This window comes from Natrinema salaciae (assembly GCF_900110865.1).
GTDB classification, from domain to species: domain Archaea; phylum Halobacteriota; class Halobacteria; order Halobacteriales; family Natrialbaceae; genus Natrinema; species Natrinema salaciae.
Window position 1 is genome coordinate 57,452 of sequence record NZ_FOFD01000010.1, and the last position, 21,882, is coordinate 79,333.

Below are 21,882 nucleotides of genomic sequence, written 5' to 3' on the forward strand. Positions count from 1 at the left end.
TAGATGGCAGACGATCAATCGGACGAACCCCAGGAACTCGAGGACATCAGCGGCGTCGGCGCGAGCAAGGCAGACGCGCTCCGTGACGCCGGCTTCGAGTCCATCCAGGACGTCAAAGAGGCCGATCAGGACGACCTCGCGGAGGCGGATGGCGTCGGGAACGCGCTCGCCGCCCGAATCAAGGCCGACGTCGGTGACCTCGAGGTCACCGAGGAGACCGAGGCCGAGATCGAAGACGAAGGCGTCGAGGAGGAAGCGGAACCCGACGAAGACGTCGAGACGGAACTGCAGCCCCGCGGGCTGACCGAGAAGACGCCCGAGCTCTCCGAGAACGAGGAGCGACTCCTCAACCGCCGGCAGAGCGACGGGAAGCCGCAGTTCAACCGACAGGACTACCACAAGAAAAAGCGGACGCCGGAGTCGTGGCGTCGACCCCGCGGCCAGCTGTCCAAGCAGCGCCGCGGCGTCAAGGGCAAGGGCCCGAAAGTCCAGGCCGGCTACCGCACGCCGAAAGCCGTCCGCGGCAAACACCCCAGCGGCTTCGAGGAAGTCTACGTCGAGAACGCGGACGACCTCGAGGGCGTCGACGGCTCCCGTGAGGCGGTTCGGATCTCTTCCTCGGTTGGCGCGCGCAAGCGCGAACGGATCGAGGAACTCGCCGAAGAGCAGGACGTCCGCGTCCTGAATCCGACCTACGAGGAAGTCGAGGTGGAATCAAATGACTGATCTCTCAGCACAGAAGCGACTGGCTGCCGACGTCCTCGACGTCGGGCAGAACCGCATCTGGCTCGATCCCGATGCCCAGGGCGACATCGCCGAAGCGATCACGCGCGACGAGATCCGCGAACTCGTCGACGAGGGTCGCATTCAGGCCGACGAACCCTCGGGCAACTCCCGGGGTCGCGCCCGCGAACGGAACGCGAAGCGCGCCTACGGCCACCAGAACGGGCAGGGCAAGCGACGCGGCAAGAAGGGCGCACGCCAGAACGAGAAAGACGAATGGCAGAACAAGATTCGCGCACAGCGCCGAAAGCTGCGCGAACTCCGCGACAAGGGCGAACTGACGCCCACGCAGTACCGCCAGCTCTACAAGAAGGCCGGCGGCGGGGAGTTCCGTAGCGTTCGGTACCTGTTGAACTACATCGACGAAAACTACGGTGACCAATAATGGCGACAGGACCACGATACAAAGTGCCGATGCGGCGTCGCCGTGAGGTCCGGACGGACTACCACCAGAGGTTGCGCCTGCTGAAATCGGGGAAGCCCCGCCTCGTTGCTCGCAAGAGCAACAAGCACACTACGGCGCAGCTGATCACTCCCGGACCTCAGGGAGACGAGACGCTCGCGAGCGCACACTCGAGCGATCTGGAGGAGTACGGCTGGGAAGCACCCACGAGCAACATCTCCGCGGCGTACCTGACCGGCCTGCTGGCCGGCAAACGAGCCGTCGACGCCGGTCTCGAGGAAGCGGTCCTCGACATCGGTCTCAACACGGCGACGCCCGGGAACAAGGTGTTCGCGGTACAGGAGGGCGCGATCGACGCCGGCCTCGAGATCCCGCACAACGACAGCGTGCTCGCGGACTGGTCGCGAACGCGCGGCGAGCACATCGCCGAGTACGCGGAACAGCTCGACGAGCCGCTGTACAGCGGTGACTTCGACGCGACCGACCTCCCCGAACACTTCGACGAGGTACGAGAGGCGATTCTCGAATGAGTGGAAACAACTACAACGACAGCGGATGGGAACCCGTCACCCGTCTCGGCCGGATGGTCCAGGAGGGCGAAATCGAGGACATGGAGACCGCCCTCAACTCGGGCCTCCCGCTGAAGGAACCCGAACTCGTCGACCAGCTCCTTCCCGGACTGGAAGACGAAGTGCTGGACATCAACATGGTCCAGCGGATGACCGACTCCGGACGGCGCGTGAAGTTCCGGTGCGTCGTCGCCGTCGGCAACCGCGACGGCTTCATCGGCTACGCCGAAGGTCGAGACGATCAGGTCGGGTCCGCCATCCAGAAGGCGATCGGTATCGCGAAGCTGAACATGATTCAGGTGCCCCGCGGCTCGGGCTCCTGGGAGGACCGCTCGGATCGGCCACACTCGCTGACCCGACGGACGACCGGCAAGGCCGGCTCCGTCGAGGTCGAGATCATCCCCGCCCCCGAAGGGCTGGGACTGGCCGCCAGCGACACCGTCCGCCACGTTCTCGAACTGGCGGGCATCGAGAACGCCTGGACCAAGAGCCACGGCAACACCCGAACCACGGTCAACCTCGCGAAAGCGACGTACAACGCGCTCGAGAACGCGTCTCAGTCGCGCCACCCACAGCGACGACCCAACCGAGAGGAAGCTGAGGTGAGCGAGTGATGAAGGCGATCGTTCAGGTTCGCGGCGAAGTGAACCGACAGGAAGACGTCGAAGACACGCTGTCGATGCTCAACATCCACAGCGTCAACCACTGCGCGCTCGTCCCCGAGACCGACGCGTACGAGGGGATGATCGCCAAGGTCAACGATTACGTTGCCCACGGCGAACCCGACGCTGCGGTACTGGAGACGCTGCTCGCGAAGCGAGCCGAGCCCCTCGAGGGCGACCAGTCGGACGTCGACGAGGAGTGGCTCGCCGACAACACGGCGTACGACGGCTTCGGCGAACTGGCCGAGGCGCTCCTGGCGGAGGAGACGACGCTTCGTGACGAGGGACTGTCACCGACACTTCGACTCCACCCACCTCGGGGGGGTCACGCCGGTATCAAAAAACCGACCGTCGAGGGCGGCCAACTCGGAAAGCATACAACGGGGGAGATTAACGACCTCCTAGAATCGATGCGATAACCATGACGAGCAAAAAACGACGCCAGCGCGGATCGCGGACCCACAGCGGCGGTTCTCACAAGAATCGACGCGGTGCAGGCCACCGTGGTGGCCGCGGCCGCGCCGGGCGAAGCAAACACGAGTTCCACAACTACGAACCGAAGGGTAAACACGGCTTCAAGCGACCCCACGACATCCGCGAGGACGTCGCGGAGATCGACGTCCAGAAGCTAGACGAGGACGCGATCCTCTACGCCGCAGAGGACCTCGCCGAGGAGACCGACGGCGGCTACGAACTCGACGCACGCGACATCGTCGAGGACGGCCACGAGGTCGACGTCGTCAAGGTCCTCGGATCGGGACAGGTCCGCAACCAGCTGACGGTGACGGCGGACGCGTTCTCCGACGCCGCTCGCGAGAAACTCGAGGCTGCCGGCGGCGAGGCAGTCGTCTCGGAGCGCGGGCAGGAGGACGACGACGCTGAAGCCGACGCCGAACAGGACGAGGAATAACATATGGGATGGAAGGAAGCCGCCGAACCGGTCTTGACGCGGATGCCAGCAGTGCGCCGTCCGGAGGGACACGTTCCCTTCAAGCGGAAGCTGATGTGGACGGCCGGCATCCTCATGTTGTACTTCTTCCTGACGAACGTCACGCTGCTCGGGTATCAGACGGGCGGCTCGGGAGACTTCTTCGGGGAGTTCCGCGCGATTCTCGCCGGAGCACACGGGTCGGTCTTGCAGGTCGGTATCGGACCGATCGTCACCGCAAGCATCGTCTTGCAGTTGCTCGGCGGCGCGAACCTGCTCGGACTCGACACCGACGATCCGCGTGATCAGGTCCTCTACCAGGGCCTCCAGAAGCTGCTGGTCGTCGTGATGGTGGTCCTGACCGGGCTTCCGATGGTGTTCGCCGGCGGCTTCCTGCCAGCCCAGCAGCAGCTGCAACTCGGCGGGTTCGCCCTCGACCAGTCGCAGGTCCAGCTCCTGATGTTCGCCCAGATCCTCGTTGGCGGGATCCTCATCCTCTATATGGACGAGGTCGTCAGCAAGTGGGGCGTCGGCAGCGGGATCGGCCTGTTCATCATCGCCGGCGTGAGCCAGCGATTGGTCACCGGACTCATCCAGCCCGCACCGGGCGGGTTCTTCTACAACTGGTACCAGATCTTGACGGGGCAGATCGAGGTCGGGTCGCTCGTCTCCAGTGCGGGGCTGCAGACGTTGCTGATCAACGAAGGGCAGATCATCGCCCTCCTCACGACGCTCCTGATCTTCGCGATCGTCGTCTACGCGGAGTCGGTCCGCGTCGAGATCCCGCTGAGCCACGCCCGGGTCAAGGGGGCTCGCGGTCGCTTCCCCGTGAAGCTCATCTACGCGAGCGTCCTGCCGATGATCCTCGTTCGAGCAGTGCAAGCGAACGTCCAGTTCATGGGGCAGATTCTCAATAGCCAGTGGGGCAGCATGCCCGGCTGGCTCGGCACCTACTCGGCTCAGGGCCAGCCCACCGGCGGGTTCTTCTACTACGTGGCCCCGATCTACTCGCCCGACGACTGGCTGTGGATCACCGCGAACATCTCCCAGGAGTGGTGGCAAGTGCTGATCCGCGTCGGCATCGACCTCACCTTCATGGTGGTCGGCGGCGCGGTGTTCGCGATCTTCTGGGTCGAGACCACCGACATGGGTCCCGAATCGACGGCGAAGCAGATCCAGAACTCCGGGATGCAGATCCCCGGGTTCCGACAGAACGTCGGCGTCATCGAGAAGGTCATGGAGCGGTACATTCCACAGGTGACCGTCATCGGCGGCGCACTTGTCGGCCTGCTGGCCGTCTGGGCCAACATGCTCGGCACTATCGGACAGGTCTCTGGAACGGGCCTGCTGCTCGCGGTCTCCATTACGTACAAGCTGTACGAGGAGATCGCCGAGGAGCAGCTCATGGAGATGCACCCGATGATGCGCCAGATGTTCGGCAACGAGTAGCGAATCGCTGCACTCGTCGCCGCTTTCCGTTATTTTCGACGCTTCTGACGCGGCTGTCTCGTTCTCAGTGAACCCGTGACGGATAGTCAGGTGACCCGCGGACGGCTCCGGAGCGCTCCCGTCACGTGTTCGACGGCTAGCCCGCCGTTCCGTGTTCGAAACCCTCATCCACACGTTCGCTCTCTTCGAGGGTGTATGGTCACCGTCGACCGTGGCCGCCTGTTCGGGGTCTGGCGACGAACCGTCTCGCTGTCGTGGCCGATCAGCGTCCAGCAGTCGTTGACGACGCTGATGCGGACGGTCGACATCGTGGTTGCGGGCCTGTTCGCCCCGGCGTACGTCGCCGCGATCGGCCTGGCCGACCTGTACGCCCAGATTCCGCTGCGAATCGGGCTCGGTCTCGGAACGGGCGCGATAGCCCTCTCGAGTCAGGATACCGGGCGGGCGGCCACAGCGACGCGTGACCGGGCGATCACCCAGGCGTTCCTGCTCGGGGCGCTGGCCGGACTGCCGCTGATCGCCGCCGGCCTGCTGTTCTCGAAGTCCTTTATCGCCGTCCTCGGCGCCGAGCAGCAGGTCGTTCGCCTCGGCGCGTCGTACCTCACCGTGGTGTTCGCCGCGGCCCCCATGCGCATCGTGGGCCTCGTCGGTGCCCGGTCGCTGCAGGGCACCGGCGACACCGTCACGCCGATGCTCGTGAACGGCGGTGCCAACCTCTGTAACGCGACCGCGACCGTCGTCCTGGCCCTCGGCGTCGGCCCCGCGCCCCGCCTCGGCATCGTCGGCATCGGCCTCGCGACGTTGCTCGCCCGAACGTTCGAGGCCGTCGCGATCACCGCCGCCATCGTCACTCCCTGGACGGACCTGGCGTTCGCACGGCCGCGATCGCTCACGATCACCCGTCAGATCGTCGGCGTCAGTCTCCCGAACGTCGCCGAGGGAATGAGCACGTCAGTGGCCAACTTCCCGTTCAACTCGCTGTTGCTCCTGTTCGGCACGGAGGTCAACGCCGCCTACCACATCGGCCGTCGGATCTACCAGCAACTGACCGGCCCGATCTATCGTGCTATCAGCACTGCTGCGAGCATCGTCGTCGGGCAGTTGCTCGGCGAGGGTAATCCCGCAGACGCGCGCTACGCCGGGTTCGCCATCGCGGCGTTGAGCGTCGTCACGATGGGGCTCGCCGGTGTCGTCCTGATCCTCGGGGCGGAGCCGCTCGCTGCGATCTTCACGTCCGACCCCGAGACGCGCGGCCACGCGATCGCGTTCACTCGAGTCTTCGGCGTCTCGATGCCCTTCTTCGGGATCTTCTTCCCGTTCGCCGGCAGTTTGCGCGGGGCCGGGGATACTCGAACCCCCTTTTACGCCAGGGCGGTCGGCACGTTCGGCTTCATGCTCGGCACCTCGTATTTGCTCGCGGTTCCCCTCGGCTGGGGACTGTCGGGGATCTACCTGGGGATCGTCCTGAGTTACTGCTGCTGGGCGCTCGTCGCCGTCGCCGGATTCGTCTGGGGAGACTGGGCCGACCGGGCGGCGGGGATGATAGCGGAACGCACCGAGATACCGGATTGACCGGCGCTGTGCCAGCGCCCGACTGCGATCTGCGGATCGCCGGGCTCGTCGTGTCGAGCGGGAGCCGAGCTGCGAGCGCGACGCGCGGCGGTAGCGACGGGGAACGAGACGGGATGATTCTTCTCCCCGGGGTGTGATACCGCGGACGAGATGGGAAGAACTGCGATCCAGTTGTACACGCTGCGCGACCTCGAGGAGGGAGTCCCGACGCTGTGCCGCCGCGTCGCCGAGACGGCGTTCGACGGCGTCGAGTTCGCCGGCTTCGGGGAGTCCCCGACGGAGGATGTCACCGATGCGCTGGCGGCGCACGGGCTCGAGGCCGCGAGCGCTCACGTGGGAATCGACGCGCTCGAGGGCGAGTTCGACGACGTCTGCGAGACCTGCGCCGCGCTCGGCTGCGAACGCGTCGTCGTCCCGTACCTGGATCGGACGCACTTCGAGACCGCGACGGCGGTTCGGGAGACGGCCGCCCGGCTCTCGACGCTCGCGGATCGGCTCGCGGACCGCGATCTCGAACTCGGTTACCACAACCACGACCACGAGTTCGTCGACCTCCCGGACGGGCGGAGCGCGTTCGACCTCCTGCTCGACGAGACGGACGACGCCCTGTTCATCGAACTCGACGTGGGATGGGCGGTCGCAGCGGGACGCGACCCCGTCGCGCTGCTCGAGCGGCTCGAGGGGCGAGCGCCGCTGGTACACGTCAAAGACGTGGCCGGGGGACGGCCGGTCGAACTCGGCGACGGCGAGGTGGACGTCGACGCGTGTGTCGCGGCCGCCCGCGACGCAGGGGCGGAGTGGCTCGTCTACGAGCACGACGAGCCGACGGACCCGCGTCGATCGCTCGAGCACGGGGCGAGGACGCTCGCGTCCCGACTGAGCGACTGAGCGATTGAGTGACTGTCTGACTGATCGACTGAGCGGGCGCGGCGGTCAGTCCGAGACCGGCTGCACACCGCTCCGTTCGTGGAGCGTGGCGAGCGAGCGGGCGACTTCGAGGTGCGTGTGGGCCTCGACCAGATGGTCTTCGAGCGTCCTGTCGAGTTCCAGGACGTCTCGGCAGAGGGGACACTCGATCGGCGGTTGGAATGCCATTGCTCCTTCACTCTCCGCCCGTTCGAGGGAAATCGATACAGCATGCATATGCCCGCCCCGTTCCGCTCGACCGACCGTCGTCGACGCGTTTCGGCCGGCGCACCGACGCTCGAGCGGTGACAGACGAGCGAAATCGGCGCAGTGCTCGGCGAGAGGTGTCGGTGTGTCCGTCGAACGGCCGGGGAAGCATACGCAGCGACAAGGCGTTTCCTCGCCGTCGTCGTCCCTCACGGTATGACCGACCGACCGCCGACCGACTGGGACTTCGAGACGGCGTTCGCGGACGTCCTCAGTGCGGTGCCGGACGACCAGTACGATCCCGACCGATCCGTTCCGGGCGTCGGCCCGCTGTCCGCGGCCGTGATGCTCGTCGGCGAGGCGCCCGGCGAACGGGAGGTCGAACGGGGCGAACCGTTCGTCGGACAGGCCGGATCGCAACTGGACCGTGCGCTCGAGGCGATCGGCGTCGACCGGCGCGAGCTGTACATCACCAATCTCGTCAAGGTGCGGCCGCCGGAGAACCGCGATCCGTACGTCGCCGAGGTCGAGGCCTGGTGGCCGGTGCTCGAGGCGGAGATCGAGCGGATCGATCCGAGCGTGCTCGTCCCGCTCGGGAGTTTCGCGACGGCCGAGCTCCTCGACACCGACGAGACGATCACCGACCTCCACGGCCGGGCGTTCGAGCGCGAGGGCCGAACCGTCGTGCCGGCGTTCCATCCCGCAGCGGCGCTGTACGATCGAACCAAGGTCGACGCCGTCGAGTCGGATCTGGCGACGGCCCTCGAAGTAGCGTAACGACGTTCTCGAGGCCGAGCTATCGGTACGGTACGAGTCGACACGGAAGACGGTGGCGGCGACGACAGAAGCGAAGAGAGAAGCCGAATCGACGGTCCGGACGGATGGACCGACGACGGGCCTACTGGATCGAGTATCCCGCAGCGAGGGTGAGCAGGAACACCATGAATACCGCGGTGAGCATCAGGTAGGTGATCGACCGGGGTTCGTCCTTGAGGTGCTGGAAGTAGCCGGCGATCAGCGACACCTTGATCGCTGCCAGGACCATCGTGCCGCCGACTGCCATCTGGTAGGTGAACACTTCGGGGAAGTGGAAGAAGACGAACTTCCCTGTCGCAAGCAGTAACAGTGCCACGTAGATCAGGCTGTACGTCCGAATGCTCGCCATTAGTGTGGAATGTGGGTGACGGATACTTATACCTTCCTCATGCGGTTCTCTGCGGTGGTTCGTTGCGATCGGAGAGAGGCGGAAGCGACACGTAGATGGGGCGCCGACCCGAATCGCCGACAATGAGTGAACGGTCGGCTCTCGCCCGCCGAACCGGTATCGTTCTGGCCGTCGCGGTCGCGGTTCTCGCGACCAGCGCCGGGGTCGTCGCCGCGAGCAACGTCGCCGCCGGTCTCTCCGGGGGCAGCGACGTAAGCGTCCCGACGTGGCTCTACCTCGCGACGGGCGGCGGTGCCGTCGGCGCCTCCGCACTGCTGACGATGCTCGTCACCGACCGCGACGTGATCGGAACGTACCACGACCGCGCGCTCGAGGCGTCCGTAGACCGGCTGCTCGCCGCGGGATCGCTCTTGCTGGGCGTCGTCGGCGTCCTCGGACTCGTCGCGCTCTTCGCCGTGGGTATACTCGGGCCGAACATCGGACTGATCAGCGGAACCGTTCTGTTGACGTTCGTCGGCGGGCGTTCGCTGCTGACCATCGGCACGTACGCCGTCGGAAACCCGTGGCCGGCACTCAACCCCTGGCGGCGGATCGCCGAGGCGCTGCCGAACGGCTACGAGACCTACCCGGAGGCCTACGGCTCCTGGCCCGCCGTGGTGGCGCTGCTGACGTTCGTCTGGCTCGAGGTGGTCGCGCCCCTGACCTCGTCGCCGCGGGCGCTGGTGGCCATCCTCCTCATGTACTCGCTGTTTACGATCTCGAGCGCGGTCGTCTTCTCGCCGGAGGCGTGGTTCCGTCGCGGCGACCCGCTCTCGCTGTGGTTTCGGTGTTACGGGTCCGTCGCGCCGATCCAGCGGACCGACGACGGATTCGAGCTCCGATACCCGGGTTCCCGGCTGAGCGAGGCCGACCTCGTCACCGACCGCTCGCTCGTGGCGTTCGTGCTCGCGCTGGTCTGGGAACTGACCTACAGCGGGTTCATCGTCACGCCGCTCGGCGTCCGCACCATCGAAGCCCTGGTCGGAATCGGACTGCCGCCGGTGCTCGTCTATCTACTCCTGCTGGTCGGCGGGTTCGGGTTCTTCTGGAAGGTTTACTGGATCGCCATCGATCGGACTCGAGACCGGGCCGAGACCTACCTGTCTCGGGAGTACCTCGGGCTCAGGCTCGCGGCACCGCTGCTCGCCATCGCGGCCGGCTACCACTTCGCACACTACATCGGGTTCGGACTCTCGCTGTGGCCGTCGCTGGTCGACGCGCTGGCGATGCCGCTGCACCCGCCGCCGAACCCCACGCGGTACGCCCTGCCGGGCTGGTTCGGCTACGTCGAGATCGCCGGGATTCTGCTCGGTCACCTCCTCGCGGTGTGGGTCACACACACCGTCTCCTTCGACCTGTTTCCCGGCAAGCTCCAGGCGATCCGGAGCCAGTACCCGCTCATCGTCGTGATGATCTTCTTCACCATGGTGAGCCTGTACCTCGTCTCGCAGGGGTCGACGAGTCCGCCCTACGTTCCGAGCTAACGCGAAACCGGCAATCACTTGCTCGCGCCGCCACAACAGTCGAGCGATGGCGACCGATCGCGCGCTCGAGCGAGCGTACGACGTGCCCGCGGACGAGGCGCCCGCGGCGAGCTGTCCCTACTGCGGTCGGCCGTTCCGGTCCGATCGCTACGTCACGTTTCACGTGGGCGTCGACCACCCGGAGGAGTGTACCGAGGCGGAACGCGAGGCCTTCGACGAGGAACGGGACGACGAGGAGTACGAACTCTTCACGTTCCACTTCAAGGCCGCTATCTCCGTCTTCCTGGTGTACTTTTTGTTTACGTTCATTTACGCGTTGGTCTGGGCCGGCTGAGCCTCCCTCGCGGCGGCGGTGACCGTCTCGGGGCGTCGAAGACGCTGCTGTCCGCCGTCTCGCCGTCGATCACGGGCGGTCCCGACTGGTACCCGGTCCAGAATTTCTTTATTCGGTGACTACTCAGTGACCGTATCATGGCGTCTCCCCGGTTCGGCTCGGTATCGCTTCGCGTTCTCGCGGTTCTCGTCTGTCTCCTCTTCGCGTCCGTTCTCGCGCCGATCGCGCTCGGTGCAGGGACCAGCGGCGATCCCGACCGGACCGTCGCGTCCACCGACGACGTCGTCATCGACGGCGACCTGCCGACGAACGGGACGACCGTCGCGGTCGTCGTCCGACTCGAGGCGGCGAGCGTCCCCGAGAGCGCGGTCGAGGCCGTCCACGAAAACTTCGCGGTCTCCCTTCCCGAGCCGCCGACGCGCTCGTCGCGACTCGCGTGACGGTCGAACCGGAGACGACGGGCTCGAGCGACACCCCCGAGCGGACCGACGGCTCCGTCCCACTCGTCCGTCCCCGTCTCGTCGGTGGCGTTCTCGTCGTCGCCGTCGCCGTCATCATCGGGGTCTCGATTCGGCTCCGAAACGGGACGTAGCGCGCAGTCAGCGTGGCTCAGCGAGGCTTCGGCGCTCGACACGGCCAGACGCGAGTCGCGACGGGACTCGGTGCGGCGGCTGCCGTGCGAGCGCGATGCAGCCGTCGTCGATCGACGGAGACGCAGCCGGTGACGGACGCGGCGGAACGCGTCGGTGTGAGGCGCGTCTGCAGCGCTCGGCCAGTCGTGTCACATGGTGTCGGACGCGAGCATGCGGCCCTCGTCCGATCGCGGCCGCCCGGCGGACGGCATCACGACCGCCGCTGGTCCGATACGCGCCGCTCTCGAGTCGAGCACACACCCCGAACTCACGACGGCAGAGCGGGGAACGACGAACGCGAGAACGAGAGACCAAAAAACGCGAGAACCCGTGTAGCGGCGGGCCGCTACATCAGGTAGAACAGCGGGAACAGGAACACCCAGACGATGTCGACGAAGTGCCAGTAGAGTCCGAAGTACTCGACCGGCATGTGATCCTCGAGGTAGGCGTCGATCGAGACGACGCGGTAGATCATGAACAGCGCGACCAGTAGCCCGAGGATGACGTGTAGCGCGTGCAGGCCAGTCGTCACGAAGTACAGCGAGTACTCGATCCCGCTGAACCAGTAGTGGCCGTCGGCGAACTTGCTGGAGTACTCGAAGGCCTTGACGCCCATGAAGACGAGTCCGAGCAGGACCGTCGCGCTGAGCGCGCCGAGCAGCCCCTTCTTGTTCTCCCGTTCGGCCATCACGTGCGCGAGGATGACCGTGAAACTCGAGGTCAACAGGACGTACGTGTTGAACAGGCCGGCTTCGGTGATGGCGTCGAAGTGCCAGTTGTTCCAGCCCATGTGGATGCGCATGAAGACGTACGCCCCGATCGCGGCACCGAAGACGACGACGTCCGAGGCCAGGAAGACCCAGACGCCCATCTTCTCGTTGCTGACGCCGCCGAAGGGCCAGCGCTCGGCGACGGCCATCTCGGGAGCGTCGAACTGCTCGCGACCGAACTGGAACAGCGTGACCCCGAGCAGGACGATCCCGAGCGCGGTCAGTGCCGGATAGACGATGCTCTGTTCGGGCGCACCCGTCAGCGACACGAAGTCGCCGACCTCGCTGTGGATGTGCGACTCGACGAACGAGAAGACGTACGGCGTGATGCCGGAGAGGCCGAGGAAGAACGTGAACGTCGCGACGCCGATGCCGAGCGGCCAGATGCTGGCGTGGTCGGCGTGTTCCTCCTCGTGGCTACTGACCGCGCCGGCGGCTTCCTGCGCGACGCCGCCGTCGGTCGCGGCCGCGGCGTCGTCGACGAACTCGAGGCGGCCGCTGGCGTAGCTCGGTCGGCCGGGCCAGTTCTCGAGCGGCGGGGGCGAGGGGATCGCCCACTCGGCGGTCCGGGAGTAGGTCCACGGATTGTCGGGCGCCGTGGGGCCCGAGATCAGGCTCTTCACGAGCGTGAGGAGGACGAGCAGGACACCCGCCCCGAGGACGAACGCCCCGACGGTCGCGGCCTGGTGGTAGATCTGTGCGCTCTCGGCGTAGTGGAAGACGCGCCGGGGCGTCTCCCAGGCGAGGAACATCGGGAAGTACAGCAGGTTGAAGCCGAAGAAGTAGACGGCGAAGCTGAGCTTGCCGAGCCGTTCGGAGTACATCTTTCCGGTGATCTTCGGCCACCAGTAGTAGAGGCCGCCGATCAGCGCGGTGACGCCCGAGACCATCACGTAGTGGAAGTGGGCGACGACCCAGTAGGTGCCGCGGAACTCGTAGTCGAGCACGACGGCACCGAGGAAGACGCCGGTGATTCCGCCGAGGATGAACAGCACGAGCGCGCCGAGACACCAGATGAACGGCGTCGTAAAGCGGACCCGTCCCTTGACCATCGTGTAGATCAGCGCGAAGACCATCAGGTCGAAGGGAAGCGAGATCCCGATCGTCGTCGCCATGAACAGCGTCTTGATCGGGAGGTTGATCGTCGACAGGAACATGTGGTGCATCCAGACGAGGAACGACTGCACCGCGACCAGGACCATCGCGATGATGACCCACTTCCGACCGACCAGCCGCCGGCCGGTGAACGTCTGGAAGACTTCGAACATGATCCCCAGGGCGGGGAAGAAGACGATGTACACCTCCGGATGGCCGAAGAACCAGAAGATGTGCGCCCACAGCAGGCTCGAGCCCTGATCGGTCGCGAAGTACTGTGTCAGGAAGAGCCGGTCGACCGACAGCAACAGGAGTGCTGCCAGCAGTGCCGCGAACGCGAACAGCATCATCCAGATCGTCAGCAGCCACGACCAGGAGAACATCGGCATGTTCCACAGGCCGAGCCCCTCGGCGCGGGACCGGTGCATCGTGACGAGGAAGTTGACCGACCCGATCGTGATCGAAATGACGAACAGGGTCAGTGCGAGGATGGTCGCGTTTCCGCCCGTCATCGCCTCCGCCGCGGGCGAATAGATCGGCACGTTCAGCGGGGCGTACATCGTCCAGCCGCCGGAGAACGATCCGCTCTGGAAGAACGAGATGCCCATGAGAATCCCCGAGAACAGGTAGAACCAGTAACTGAGCGCGTTCAGACGGGGGAACGCGAGGTCCTTCGCGCCGATCTGGAGCGGGACGAAGTAGTTCGCGAACCCGCTCGCGATCGGTGACAGGAACCAGAACACCATGATGAGTCCGTGCGTGGAGACGGACTGGTAGTACTGGCTGTTCGAGAGCAGTCCGGTTCCACCGGCTTTCCAGAGGTGGGCGCGGAACAGCAGCGCGAGGACGCCGCCGAAGATCAGGAAGAACAACGCCGTCGAGAGGTAGAGGATCCCGACGTCCTTGTGATTCGTCGTGACCAGCCAGCGCTTGACCGACCGCATGTGCGGCAGATCACTCATCAGGCCTCACCTCCGTCGTCGCTTTCGTTGGCTTCGCTTTCGTTAGCATCGCTTTGCGTTTCGTTCATCTCGAGCGTGTAGGTCTCGTCGACCGGTCCGGTCATGTCGATCTGCTCTTCGATCGGTTCGAACTGACCGTCGGTCGGCTCGATCGTGACGTTGTACGGACCCGCCTGCTCGATGTCGGTGATCTCGATCGAACCGTTCTCGAACTCGTCGTCCGAGTACGTCTCCGAGAACTCCGTCTCCTGGTGCTCGAGGGTCAGCTCGTACCCCTCGGTCACGGGTGACTCGTTCCCGTCTTCCATGGTGAACGTCATCGTCAGCTGCTCGTCCATCCACGCGTCGAACTCGTCGGGTTCCATGACCTCCAGCGTCCCGGTCATCGAGGTGTGGGCATCGCCGCAGAGCTCGAAGCACTTGATCTCTTGTTCGCCGGTTTCTTCGGCTTCGAACCACGTCTCGTCGTACTCGCCCGGAATCGCGTCGGCTTTTACCCGTTGATCGGGGATACCGAACGCGTGCCAGACGTCGCCAGACGTCACCTGCACCCAGACCCGTTCGTCCGCAGGGACACGGAGGGTACGCACGGATTCGATTCCGTTCTCGTACTCGAAGTACCACGCGAAGCCTTGGCCGGTCACGTCGACCTCGAGTGCCTCTTGCTGTTCGTTGCCATCCGTGGTGGGATCCTCGACGAACAGGAGCATCCCGTACGTCCAGATCACCAGCGAAATGACGATGATGGCACTAATGCCGAACGAGAGGAACAGTTTCTTGCCGCCCTTTCCGCCTGTCGGTAGCTCTCCGACGGATGGCAGGTCTTCGTCGTCGGAAGCGTCGCCGGTGTCGCGGTACTTGTACGCGTTGTACAACGTGTACGCGACCACGACGACGCCGACGAGCGTGCCGAGGGCGAGGAATACCAGAAAGATATTCCCGAACACGTCGACACGCGTCCAATCCTGCTGTTGCATCGGAGCGATGAGTGCGCTGTAGATTGTATTCACCTCTTTTGAAGGCCGCTTATATGTCGGAAGATGGTTTCTGGGGTCACTTATCTATTTGGAAACCGGCCGCCCGATTCCGTTCGTCTGTAGCCGGCACGGCGAATCGCTGCGTCGGTTTCAGGACCGATCAGTCGGCGTCGTTCGAACTCCATCAGTACCCCGTTGGAGCCGAGACCCTTTTTTCTGTCGCTGTCACGGCCGAGTTCCGGTTCGGTGACAGTACGAGCACCGGTGTCAAAGTGGTTTTCTGCGAACATGTTCTCTCGGCCGGGTTCCGCGACACCGATCTCCGCCTCGGTGACACGCCCCGTTCTCGGCCGTCACACCTCGACGACCCAGACCCGCACCGACGACGGCAGATCGTACACCTCGAGAAAGAGTTCGTCGACGAACTGGGCGATCCGATTCGCGTCCGCCTTCGCGCTGATCCGGACGTTGACGCCCGCGGCGTCGTCGGGTCTGTGGAGTTCGTCGATCTTGAACGCCGGGAACGCCCCGAGGACGGACTTCACCGCGTCCAGTTCCGCGTCGGTGCAGTCGAGGTTGATCGTTCCGTCTCCGAACTGGACCCACGGCACCCCCAGGTCGGCCGGCGACTCGGCGGCCGATCGGTCGTCGGCTTCCGGAGCGGGTGACGGTGACGCGGCCGCTTCGCCGGCCCCGTCGACGACCTCGGCGTCGTCCGTCTCCGTCTCGAGGACGGCGTCGTCGGCCTCGACCGTCAGGAATCCGCTTCCGCGCTCGCGATGGGCAGTAATGGCGTCGACGTACAGCTTCCGTCGGTCGGCCGGCTCGGCGGCGTCGAAGCGAGTCATAGCCGGACGATCGTGCTCGATTCTTTAAGCCTTTATGCGCCGCCACTGAACGGGACGGTATGGCACAGCCACGAATCCTGATCCTGGGTGCGCCCGGGGCAGGAAAGGGGACCCAGAGTGCACGGATCACCGAGGAGTTCGGCGTCGACCACATCACGACCGGTGACGCGCTCCGAAACAACAAGGAGATGGACATCTCCGACATGGACACCGAGTACGACACACCCGGCGAGTACATGGATCAGGGGGAACTCGTCCCCGACGAGGTCGTCAACGCCATCGTCGACGAGGCGCTCTCTCAGGCGAACGGATTCGTCCTCGACGGCTACCCGCGGAACCTCGAGCAGGCCGAGGAGCTCGAGGACATGACCGATCTCGACGTCGTGCTCTACCTCGACGTCGACGAGGAGGAGCTCGTCCACCGGCTGACGGGACGGCGGATGGATCCCGAAACGGGCGACATCTACCACCTCGAGTACAACCCGCCGACGGACCCCGAGGTCGAGGACCGGCTGGTTCAACGCGACGACGACACGGAAGAGACGGTCAGAGAGCGACTCTCGGTCTTCCAGGAGAACACCGAACCGGTCATCGAACACTACGAGGCGCAGGGCGACCTCGAGCGGATCGACGGCGAGCGAGCACCCGACGACGTCTGGGAGGACGTGAAGTCGACGATCGAGAGCGCGGCGTAAGCGCGCGAGCGACCTGTTTTCGACGCCGATCGCGTGGTAATCGATACCGGCCGCAGTGATCGGCAGTGGGAGGCGTCCGCGTCTCGGCCCAGGAACGCGACCGACTCGAGCGAGCGTCGGCGTCGATGGCCCGACGAGCCCGGCGGGACCACCGAAGAAAAACACTTGTATATCGGACGTGCCCTAGGACAATCAGATGACGCGTACAGCCGAGAAGATCGACGCCCTCGTCCGCGAGGATTCCTCGATGACGACCGCCCTCGAGGCGATCCGCGAGGAGGCCGACAGGAACGGCGGCGAGGTCCAGTGGACCGACGTCAGCGATGACCTGACGAGCGGACAGTGGGGGCGGCTGATCGAGAAAGGAGTGTTAGTCGACGGCGACGAGGGGTTCGTCATCGCCGACCGCGAGGCCTTCGATCGGGCGCTCGACGGTGACGGTGACGGCGGCGGCGCTGCGGCCGACGTCGACATCGACGAGGACGAGTCGAGCTGGTCGCAATGGGACAAGATCGCCGGTATCGGCGCGCTCATGCTGATGCCCGGCTACTGGTTCGACTCGATCCAGAACGTCGTCGGCAACGCGGTCAACACCGTGCTCGGCCCGCTAGACGCGGCGCTGCCGTTCTACGCCGTGATCCTCTCCGTCGCACTGATCACCGGGCTCTACTCGTCGCTACTCCAGGCGAACCTCATGAACACGGAGATCATGGGCAAGTACCAGGAGCGGATGAAGGCCGTCCAGGAGGAGCAAAAGGAGCTTCGCCAGGAGAAGAAAGACGCCGAGGAACGCGGCGCGAGCGAGGCCGAGATCGAGCGCCTCGAGAACGAGATCGAACGCGCCCGCGAGGAGCAGATGGAAGCCATGGCCGACAACCTCGGCATGTTCAAAGAGCAGTTCCGCCCGATGGTCTGGATCATGCTGTTGACCATCCCGCTGTTCCTCTGGATGTACTGGACGATCCGAACGGGCAGTATCGATAGCGCGGAGGCGACCGTCGTGATGCCGCTCGTGGGCGAGGTCGAGTGGCAGGAGGGAATCCTCGGCCCCATGCAGGCGTGGATCGTCTGGTACTTCCTGTGCTCGATGGGGTTCTCCCAGTTGCTCCGCAAGGCACTGAACATCGACATGTCGCCGTCGAGCGCCTGAACGGTCGGCCCCTCGCGATCCCTCGTCGAACACGGCTCCCGTCGATCACGTCGCCGCTCGCCGACGAACGGGGCGTCGACGGGGCTTGCAGATTCAAAACCCATTTTACCAGCCCCCTCGCAGATGGACTATGTTACTCACCGTCTCCGGCCCGCCGGGAAGCGGGAAGAGCACGACCGCGGAGTTACTCGCCGAGGCCTTCGATCTCGACCACGTCAGCGGCGGTGATATCTTTCGCGAACTCGCGGACGAACGCGGCTACACGCCCCTCGAGTTCAACAAGCTCGCCGAGGAAAACGACGAGATCGATCGGGACCTGGACCGTCGCCTGCGCGAGATCGCCGTCGAGGACGACGATCTCGTCCTCGAGTCCAGGCTCGCGGGCTGGCTCGCGGGCGAACAGGCCGATTTCCGCTTTTGGCTGGACGCGCCCGCGCGGGTTCGCGGTGAACGCATCGCCGACCGCGAAGAGAAGGATCCGGCCCGCGCGACCGAGGAAACGCGGGCGCGGGAGGCCAGCGAGGCCCAGCGCTACCAGGAGTACTACGGGATCGACATCCGGGACCTGACGATCTACGATCTCTCGGTGAACACGGCCCGCTGGGAGCCCGACGCCGTCCTCGATATGCTCGTCACCGCCGTCGAGCGCTACGAGGCCGACGGTGACGAGGGGCAGGCACCCATCGAACTCGAGACCAACTTCTGATGAGCCTGCGTGGCCCCCCAGCGGACCGCTCGCCCGCCGAATTGCTCACCTTCGGGGTCGTCAACCTCGACAAACCGCCCGGCCCGTCCTCGCATCAGGTCAGCGGCTGGTTGCGAGACGCCGTGGCCGAAACGCTGACCGAACGCGGCGTCGAGTCGACGATCGACCGCGCCGCCCACGCCGGGACGCTCGATCCGAAAGTGACCGGCTGCCTCCCGGTCATGCTCGGCGACGCGACCCGGCTCGCGCAGGTCTTCCTCGAGGGCGGCAAGGAGTACGTCGCCGTCCTCGAGTGTCACGCCCCGGTCCCCGCCGACGCCGAGTCGGTCGTCGCGGCGTTCGAGGGGCCGATCTACCAGAAGCCGCCGCGGAAGAGCGCGGTCTCCCGTCGTCTCCGCGTGCGGGAACTCTACGACCTGGCGGTCCTCGAGACCGAGGAGCGACGGCTCCTCCTGCGGATCCGCTGCGAGAGCGGCACGTACATCCGGAAACTGTGTCACGATCTGGGACTGGCGCTCGGCACGGGCGGTCACATGGGCCACCTGCGCCGGACCGCGACGGACCCGTTCGACGACCGAACCCTCCACAACGCACAGGAGTTCCTCGACGCGCTGGGTTTCTGGCTCGAGGACGACGACCCCGAACCGCTGTACGACGTCGTCGACCCCGCGGAGCGGATCCTCGAAGGGCTCCCACGCGTCGTCATCGCCGAGAGCGCCGCCCGGGAGGTGGCCGAGGGCGCACCCGTCTACGCACCGGGTGTACTCGAGGCCGACGACGGAATCGGACGGGGATCGCTGGTCGCCTGCTACACGCCGAACGGCGCAGCGGTCTGTCTCGGCGAACTGGCAGGCTCCGTCGACGCCGACAGCGGCGTTGTCGTCGACCTCGAGCGCGTGCTGGTCTGAGGATCGCACGGCGGCCGGCCGAAATCCGTCGACGCGGCGATCGCGAAACGATACCCTTAAACGGCAGACGCCCATCGATTCACGTGCGGGACCGTGGGGTAGTGGTATCCTCTGCGGATGGGGTCCGTAGGACCCGAGTTCAATTCTCGGCGGTCCCACTCGAAATTATCTAAGTGTTCAACTCCTAGCGTCTCAACCCCCTGAGACGGCCGAAAATCCAATTCTCGCTTTCGGTATATTTCCGGATAGTGGACACGAATTTCGGGGGTGGTCTGCGTGACGGTCGCGCCCTGGCCATCGGTCGATCACTCGACGTGCCAGCACTGCGGGGCTCACGTCACGGACCGCTTCCGTCGCGTCTTCGGTGACGACGAGGACCGGGCCCATCGCTGCGGCGACTGTGACACCTACGCTCGACTGAGCCGCGGCTCCGCTGCTGGCGTCGACGTACCAGTCCCCGATCCGGAAACGTCGCCCGGCCGCCACGGAGGTGAGGCCGATGCGTGAGGCCGTCTTCGTGCCGGCGAATCGGCTGTACGATGTCGAGAGTGGGACGGTCATCGCCCATCCTGCGACGCAGGCCAGCGACGAAGACGTTCGTCGCGCGCTCGAGGGAGGTGAGCGATGAGCCGAACTGGTCTCGAGCGGTTCGGCGTCGTCTCCCCGACGGTCGTCCGTGAACCCGCGCGCGACAGCGAAGGGATCCCAATCTGTCCGGAGTGCTGCCATCCAGTCGTGAAATCGAAGGGGTCCCAGCGGATCGAGAAGCCGGACCTCGTCCACGTCGCGCTGGCTGCCGCCTTCGACGAACTCATCACGTTCGGCTGGCGGTGCGAGCGTCACCCCTACGAGATCGTGTTGCCGATGCGAGTCGGCGGCGAGAACGCGAGTGCGTTCGTCGACGGCTGGACCGGTGTCCAGATCCGATTCTCGGACGAACACGTCCGCCACGTTGCGACCCCGGAACGCGAGGTGAGCGAGCATGTCGAGTGAGCAAATGACGCTGGTCGACTTCGGGCCGGACCTCTCCGCGCTCACTGAGGCCGAACGCGAGGCCTACGTCAGCTGTCGAGAGAACGGCATCGGCGTTCGCGAGTTCGCCCGTCGAACTGACCGCCGGCCGGGGACGATCGGCAATCTGCTCGCTCGAGCCGAGGAGAAACTCGAGGAGGGATCGCCGTGAGCCGACTCGTCGAGGATAGCGAATGCGAACGCTGTGGTGAGGCCGTCGACGGGCTCCGTCGACTGTGCCCGGACTGTACGCGTGCCGTTCGCGACGCGCGGGAGGGACCACTGTGAGCGTCGACGCCGCCGACGACCCGGTACAGTTCGATGACGTAACCGGGTCCGAATCCGACACCTTCCCGAAGCCTCGCGCTCACGGCGCCGCGGTGATGAATCACCTCGCCGACGTCGACGACTCCACTGCTCAGGGGAGCGATCGGGGAACGCTGTACGACCGCTCGCTGGCCTATTGGCGCGAGCACATCGGCGATCGCGACCTCGAGCCGCACGTGGCCGTTGACGACTTCGAAGTGGACTGGTTGCCGCCGGGAGACTACGCCCTGGTACTCACGTCGTCGCGCTGGAAGGCCGGCACCGGTCGCGGGGACGATTATCGATCGTACTACGAGCAACACCTGAAACTCCGCGAGTGGGGGCCAGAGGACGACGACGGCGAGCGTGAGCTTCGAAAGCCCGCGCTGGCGTTGCACGTCGAGATCATGCCCCAGTTCCGCGATATGGTCTACAAGAGCGGTGACCCTCTCGAGTGTCCGTACGGCGAGGGAACGCGGTTGCTCGCGTGGACGACGTGGGCCGAGGATCCTTTCGAGATCGAGCGGCGGATGTACGATGCCCTCCGGGCGGTCTATGGAACCGACGCCGTCGACCTGGACGATCGCGTCGACGATGCCCGTCGGGTTCCGAAAGCGGAGGCACACATCCGCTTCGCGATCGGGAAGAAGAACGCCGCCGTCGAAACCCTCGAGCAGTCGAAGCAGCTCATCGACTGGGGCGGGGAAAGCGAGATCGACGCCCACCAGCGCCGCCAGCAAGAGGGTTGGCTCGAGGCACTCGTTGAGAGCGACCGCTGGCACCTCCTCGGGTTCGATCCCCAGCGATACAGTACAGAGGTGAAGATCTATCAGGCGAATCAGTGGCATAAGAAGCCCAAAACCGATCCATTCCATCATCCGAAGCTTGAGGCCTCATACGCAGGTGTCGACCGCGGTGAACTCCCGCACGTCTCCGAATGGGACGATGTCCTGGAGCACCTTCGGACGGTCGTCGCGACGCACGCACGATGGGCCGGGATCGATCGCTCGGACCTGGTGGCCGACGACTTCTTCGATGGGCCGGAGTCCGCGCCGTGGGAGTTCGAGCGGCCGACAGGCCGCCGTAACATGCTCCGGCAGCGGTACGAGGATCTCGCGACGGACATCTATCGGGAGGCGCTGAAGGAGTCGACCACGGCCGTCTACGACATCCTCCGGGTGATCGCAGAACACGATGGAGCGAACTACGATACCCTCGTCGAGCGGACGGGGCTCGCGAGATCGACGGTGCGGTACCACGTTCGCCGACTCGCCGAAACTGGCGTTGTCTCTCGCGAGGGCAACCCGGTGATGGTGTTCTT

At 65.5% G+C, this 21,882-nt stretch carries 28 protein-coding genes and 1 tRNA gene; 24 read left to right on the forward strand and 5 right to left on the reverse strand.

Translation table 11 applies throughout. The features are described 5' to 3' along the window. Nucleotides 1-3: 3 nt before the first annotated feature. The 9 genes from BMX07_RS23320 (at nucleotide 4) to BMX07_RS23360 (ending at nucleotide 7,254) form a co-directional block, all read left to right on the forward strand. Nucleotides 4-726: a 50S ribosomal protein L32e gene (locus BMX07_RS23320; RefSeq protein ID WP_090623591.1), complete on the forward strand. Its 723-nt coding sequence runs from the start codon at nucleotides 4-6 to the stop codon at nucleotides 724-726. Then, nucleotides 719-1,168, forward strand: a complete 450-nt coding sequence (locus BMX07_RS23325) for a 50S ribosomal protein L19e (protein ID WP_090623595.1) — start codon at nucleotides 719-721, stop codon at nucleotides 1,166-1,168. Before BMX07_RS23320 ends, BMX07_RS23325 begins: the two co-directional genes overlap by 8 nt. Further along, nucleotides 1,168-1,716 (forward strand): 50S ribosomal protein L18, encoded by a 549-nt coding sequence (locus tag BMX07_RS23330; RefSeq protein WP_090623598.1) that lies wholly within the window; start codon nucleotides 1,168-1,170, stop codon nucleotides 1,714-1,716. Before BMX07_RS23325 ends, BMX07_RS23330 begins: the two co-directional genes overlap by 1 nt. After that, nucleotides 1,713-2,369 (forward strand): 30S ribosomal protein S5, encoded by a 657-nt coding sequence (locus tag BMX07_RS23335; protein WP_090623602.1) that lies wholly within the window; start codon nucleotides 1,713-1,715, stop codon nucleotides 2,367-2,369. The genes BMX07_RS23330 and BMX07_RS23335 overlap by 4 nt, the downstream gene beginning before the upstream one ends. Continuing rightward, nucleotides 2,369-2,836: a 50S ribosomal protein L30 gene (locus BMX07_RS23340; RefSeq protein WP_090623605.1), complete on the forward strand. Its 468-nt coding sequence runs from the start codon at nucleotides 2,369-2,371 to the stop codon at nucleotides 2,834-2,836. Before BMX07_RS23335 ends, BMX07_RS23340 begins: the two co-directional genes overlap by 1 nt. Nucleotides 2,837-2,838: 2 nt before the next feature. After that, entirely contained in the window at nucleotides 2,839-3,327 is a 489-nt protein-coding gene (locus tag BMX07_RS23345; RefSeq protein WP_090623610.1) for an uL15m family ribosomal protein, read from the forward strand. 3 nt (nucleotides 3,328-3,330) lie between these two features. Next, nucleotides 3,331-4,794: a preprotein translocase subunit SecY gene (gene secY / locus BMX07_RS23350; protein ID WP_090623614.1), complete on the forward strand. Its 1,464-nt coding sequence runs from the start codon at nucleotides 3,331-3,333 to the stop codon at nucleotides 4,792-4,794. Nucleotides 4,795-4,989: 195 nt separating this feature from the next. After that, on the forward strand, nucleotides 4,990-6,366 hold the full coding sequence (locus BMX07_RS23355) for an MATE family efflux transporter (RefSeq protein WP_090623618.1): 1,377 nt from the start codon (nucleotides 4,990-4,992) through the stop codon (nucleotides 6,364-6,366). 150 nt (nucleotides 6,367-6,516) lie between these two features. After that, on the forward strand, nucleotides 6,517-7,254 hold the full coding sequence (locus tag BMX07_RS23360; protein WP_090623621.1) for a sugar phosphate isomerase/epimerase family protein: 738 nt from the start codon (nucleotides 6,517-6,519) through the stop codon (nucleotides 7,252-7,254). 45 nt (nucleotides 7,255-7,299) lie between these two features. On the opposite strand, the gene BMX07_RS24805 is transcribed toward BMX07_RS23360, so the two are convergent. Beyond that, nucleotides 7,300-7,461: a hypothetical protein gene (locus BMX07_RS24805; protein ID WP_175480255.1), complete on the reverse strand. Its 162-nt coding sequence runs from the start codon at nucleotides 7,459-7,461 to the stop codon at nucleotides 7,300-7,302. 234 nt (nucleotides 7,462-7,695) lie between these two features. Here BMX07_RS24805 and BMX07_RS23365 point away from each other — a divergent pair, with 234 nt between their 5' ends. Continuing rightward, nucleotides 7,696-8,256, forward strand: a complete 561-nt coding sequence (locus tag BMX07_RS23365; protein ID WP_090623625.1) for a uracil-DNA glycosylase — start codon at nucleotides 7,696-7,698, stop codon at nucleotides 8,254-8,256. Nucleotides 8,257-8,377: 121 nt separating this feature from the next. Here the strand turns inward: BMX07_RS23365 and BMX07_RS23370 are convergent, their stop codons facing one another. Beyond that, nucleotides 8,378-8,644: a cytochrome C oxidase subunit IV family protein gene (locus BMX07_RS23370; protein WP_090623628.1), complete on the reverse strand. Its 267-nt coding sequence runs from the start codon at nucleotides 8,642-8,644 to the stop codon at nucleotides 8,378-8,380. A gap of 95 nt (nucleotides 8,645-8,739) precedes the next feature. On the opposite strand from BMX07_RS23370, the gene BMX07_RS23375 reads away from it, so the two are divergent. The 4 genes from BMX07_RS23375 (at nucleotide 8,740) to BMX07_RS24810 (ending at nucleotide 11,093) form a co-directional block, all read left to right on the forward strand. Next, the gene (locus BMX07_RS23375) at nucleotides 8,740-10,167 is read left to right on the forward strand and encodes a hypothetical protein (RefSeq protein WP_175480256.1); all 1,428 of its coding nucleotides are present in this window, start codon (nucleotides 8,740-8,742) and stop codon (nucleotides 10,165-10,167) included. 46 nt (nucleotides 10,168-10,213) lie between these two features. Continuing rightward, complete coding sequence (locus BMX07_RS23380; protein WP_090623634.1) at nucleotides 10,214-10,501, forward strand: DUF7410 domain-containing protein; 288 nt, start codon at nucleotides 10,214-10,216, stop codon at nucleotides 10,499-10,501. Nucleotides 10,502-10,638: 137 nt separating this feature from the next. Continuing rightward, the gene (locus tag BMX07_RS23385; protein WP_090623638.1) at nucleotides 10,639-10,941 is read left to right on the forward strand and encodes a hypothetical protein; all 303 of its coding nucleotides are present in this window, start codon (nucleotides 10,639-10,641) and stop codon (nucleotides 10,939-10,941) included. After that, nucleotides 10,938-11,093, forward strand: a complete 156-nt coding sequence (locus BMX07_RS24810; protein WP_175480257.1) for a hypothetical protein — start codon at nucleotides 10,938-10,940, stop codon at nucleotides 11,091-11,093. The genes BMX07_RS23385 and BMX07_RS24810 overlap by 4 nt, the downstream gene beginning before the upstream one ends. A gap of 386 nt (nucleotides 11,094-11,479) precedes the next feature. Here BMX07_RS24810 and BMX07_RS23395 read toward each other — a convergent pair whose 3' ends face one another. The 3 genes from BMX07_RS23395 to BMX07_RS23405 all read right to left on the reverse strand — a co-directional run bounded on the left by BMX07_RS23395 (nucleotide 11,480) and on the right by BMX07_RS23405 (nucleotide 15,785). Further along, nucleotides 11,480-13,960 (reverse strand): cbb3-type cytochrome c oxidase subunit I, encoded by a 2,481-nt coding sequence (locus BMX07_RS23395; RefSeq protein WP_090623646.1) that lies wholly within the window; start codon nucleotides 13,958-13,960, stop codon nucleotides 11,480-11,482. Continuing rightward, nucleotides 13,960-14,937 (reverse strand): cytochrome c oxidase subunit II, encoded by a 978-nt coding sequence (gene coxB / locus BMX07_RS23400; RefSeq protein ID WP_175480258.1) that lies wholly within the window; start codon nucleotides 14,935-14,937, stop codon nucleotides 13,960-13,962. The genes BMX07_RS23395 and coxB overlap by 1 nt, the downstream gene beginning before the upstream one ends. Nucleotides 14,938-15,290: 353 nt before the next feature. Continuing rightward, nucleotides 15,291-15,785, reverse strand: coding sequence for a DUF7975 family protein (locus BMX07_RS23405; RefSeq protein WP_090623653.1), 495 nt, complete (start codon nucleotides 15,783-15,785; stop codon nucleotides 15,291-15,293). A gap of 59 nt (nucleotides 15,786-15,844) precedes the next feature. Here BMX07_RS23405 and BMX07_RS23410 point away from each other — a divergent pair, with 59 nt between their 5' ends. The 10 genes from BMX07_RS23410 to BMX07_RS23450 form a co-directional block, all read left to right on the forward strand. Continuing rightward, nucleotides 15,845-16,480 (forward strand): adenylate kinase, encoded by a 636-nt coding sequence (locus tag BMX07_RS23410; protein WP_090623657.1) that lies wholly within the window; start codon nucleotides 15,845-15,847, stop codon nucleotides 16,478-16,480. 196 nt (nucleotides 16,481-16,676) lie between these two features. Beyond that, nucleotides 16,677-17,630: a DUF106 domain-containing protein gene (locus BMX07_RS23415; RefSeq protein ID WP_090623660.1), complete on the forward strand. Its 954-nt coding sequence runs from the start codon at nucleotides 16,677-16,679 to the stop codon at nucleotides 17,628-17,630. A 130-nt stretch (nucleotides 17,631-17,760) separates the two neighbouring features. Continuing rightward, on the forward strand, nucleotides 17,761-18,336 hold the full coding sequence (cmk, locus tag BMX07_RS23420; protein WP_090623664.1) for a (d)CMP kinase: 576 nt from the start codon (nucleotides 17,761-17,763) through the stop codon (nucleotides 18,334-18,336). Then, nucleotides 18,336-19,244: an RNA-guided pseudouridylation complex pseudouridine synthase subunit Cbf5 gene (locus tag BMX07_RS23425; RefSeq protein ID WP_090623668.1), complete on the forward strand. Its 909-nt coding sequence runs from the start codon at nucleotides 18,336-18,338 to the stop codon at nucleotides 19,242-19,244. The genes cmk and BMX07_RS23425 overlap by 1 nt, the downstream gene beginning before the upstream one ends. Before the next feature lie 87 nt (nucleotides 19,245-19,331). Continuing rightward, nucleotides 19,332-19,402 (forward strand) — tRNA-Pro (locus tag BMX07_RS23430). Between the two features lie 109 nt (nucleotides 19,403-19,511). Beyond that, nucleotides 19,512-19,751 (forward strand): DUF7563 family protein, encoded by a 240-nt coding sequence (locus BMX07_RS23435; RefSeq protein ID WP_090623672.1) that lies wholly within the window; start codon nucleotides 19,512-19,514, stop codon nucleotides 19,749-19,751. Next, nucleotides 19,744-19,872, forward strand: a complete 129-nt coding sequence (locus BMX07_RS25545; RefSeq protein WP_281246995.1) for a hypothetical protein — start codon at nucleotides 19,744-19,746, stop codon at nucleotides 19,870-19,872. The genes BMX07_RS23435 and BMX07_RS25545 overlap by 8 nt, the downstream gene beginning before the upstream one ends. Next, nucleotides 19,869-20,237 (forward strand): hypothetical protein, encoded by a 369-nt coding sequence (locus BMX07_RS23440; protein ID WP_090623675.1) that lies wholly within the window; start codon nucleotides 19,869-19,871, stop codon nucleotides 20,235-20,237. Before BMX07_RS25545 ends, BMX07_RS23440 begins: the two co-directional genes overlap by 4 nt. Then, nucleotides 20,227-20,427, forward strand: a complete 201-nt coding sequence (locus tag BMX07_RS23445; RefSeq protein WP_090623679.1) for a sigma factor-like helix-turn-helix DNA-binding protein — start codon at nucleotides 20,227-20,229, stop codon at nucleotides 20,425-20,427. The genes BMX07_RS23440 and BMX07_RS23445 overlap by 11 nt, the downstream gene beginning before the upstream one ends. 112 nt (nucleotides 20,428-20,539) lie before the next feature. After that, a partial coding sequence (locus BMX07_RS23450; protein ID WP_090623681.1) for a winged helix-turn-helix domain-containing protein occupies nucleotides 20,540-21,882 on the forward strand: 1,343 nt, incomplete at its 3' end.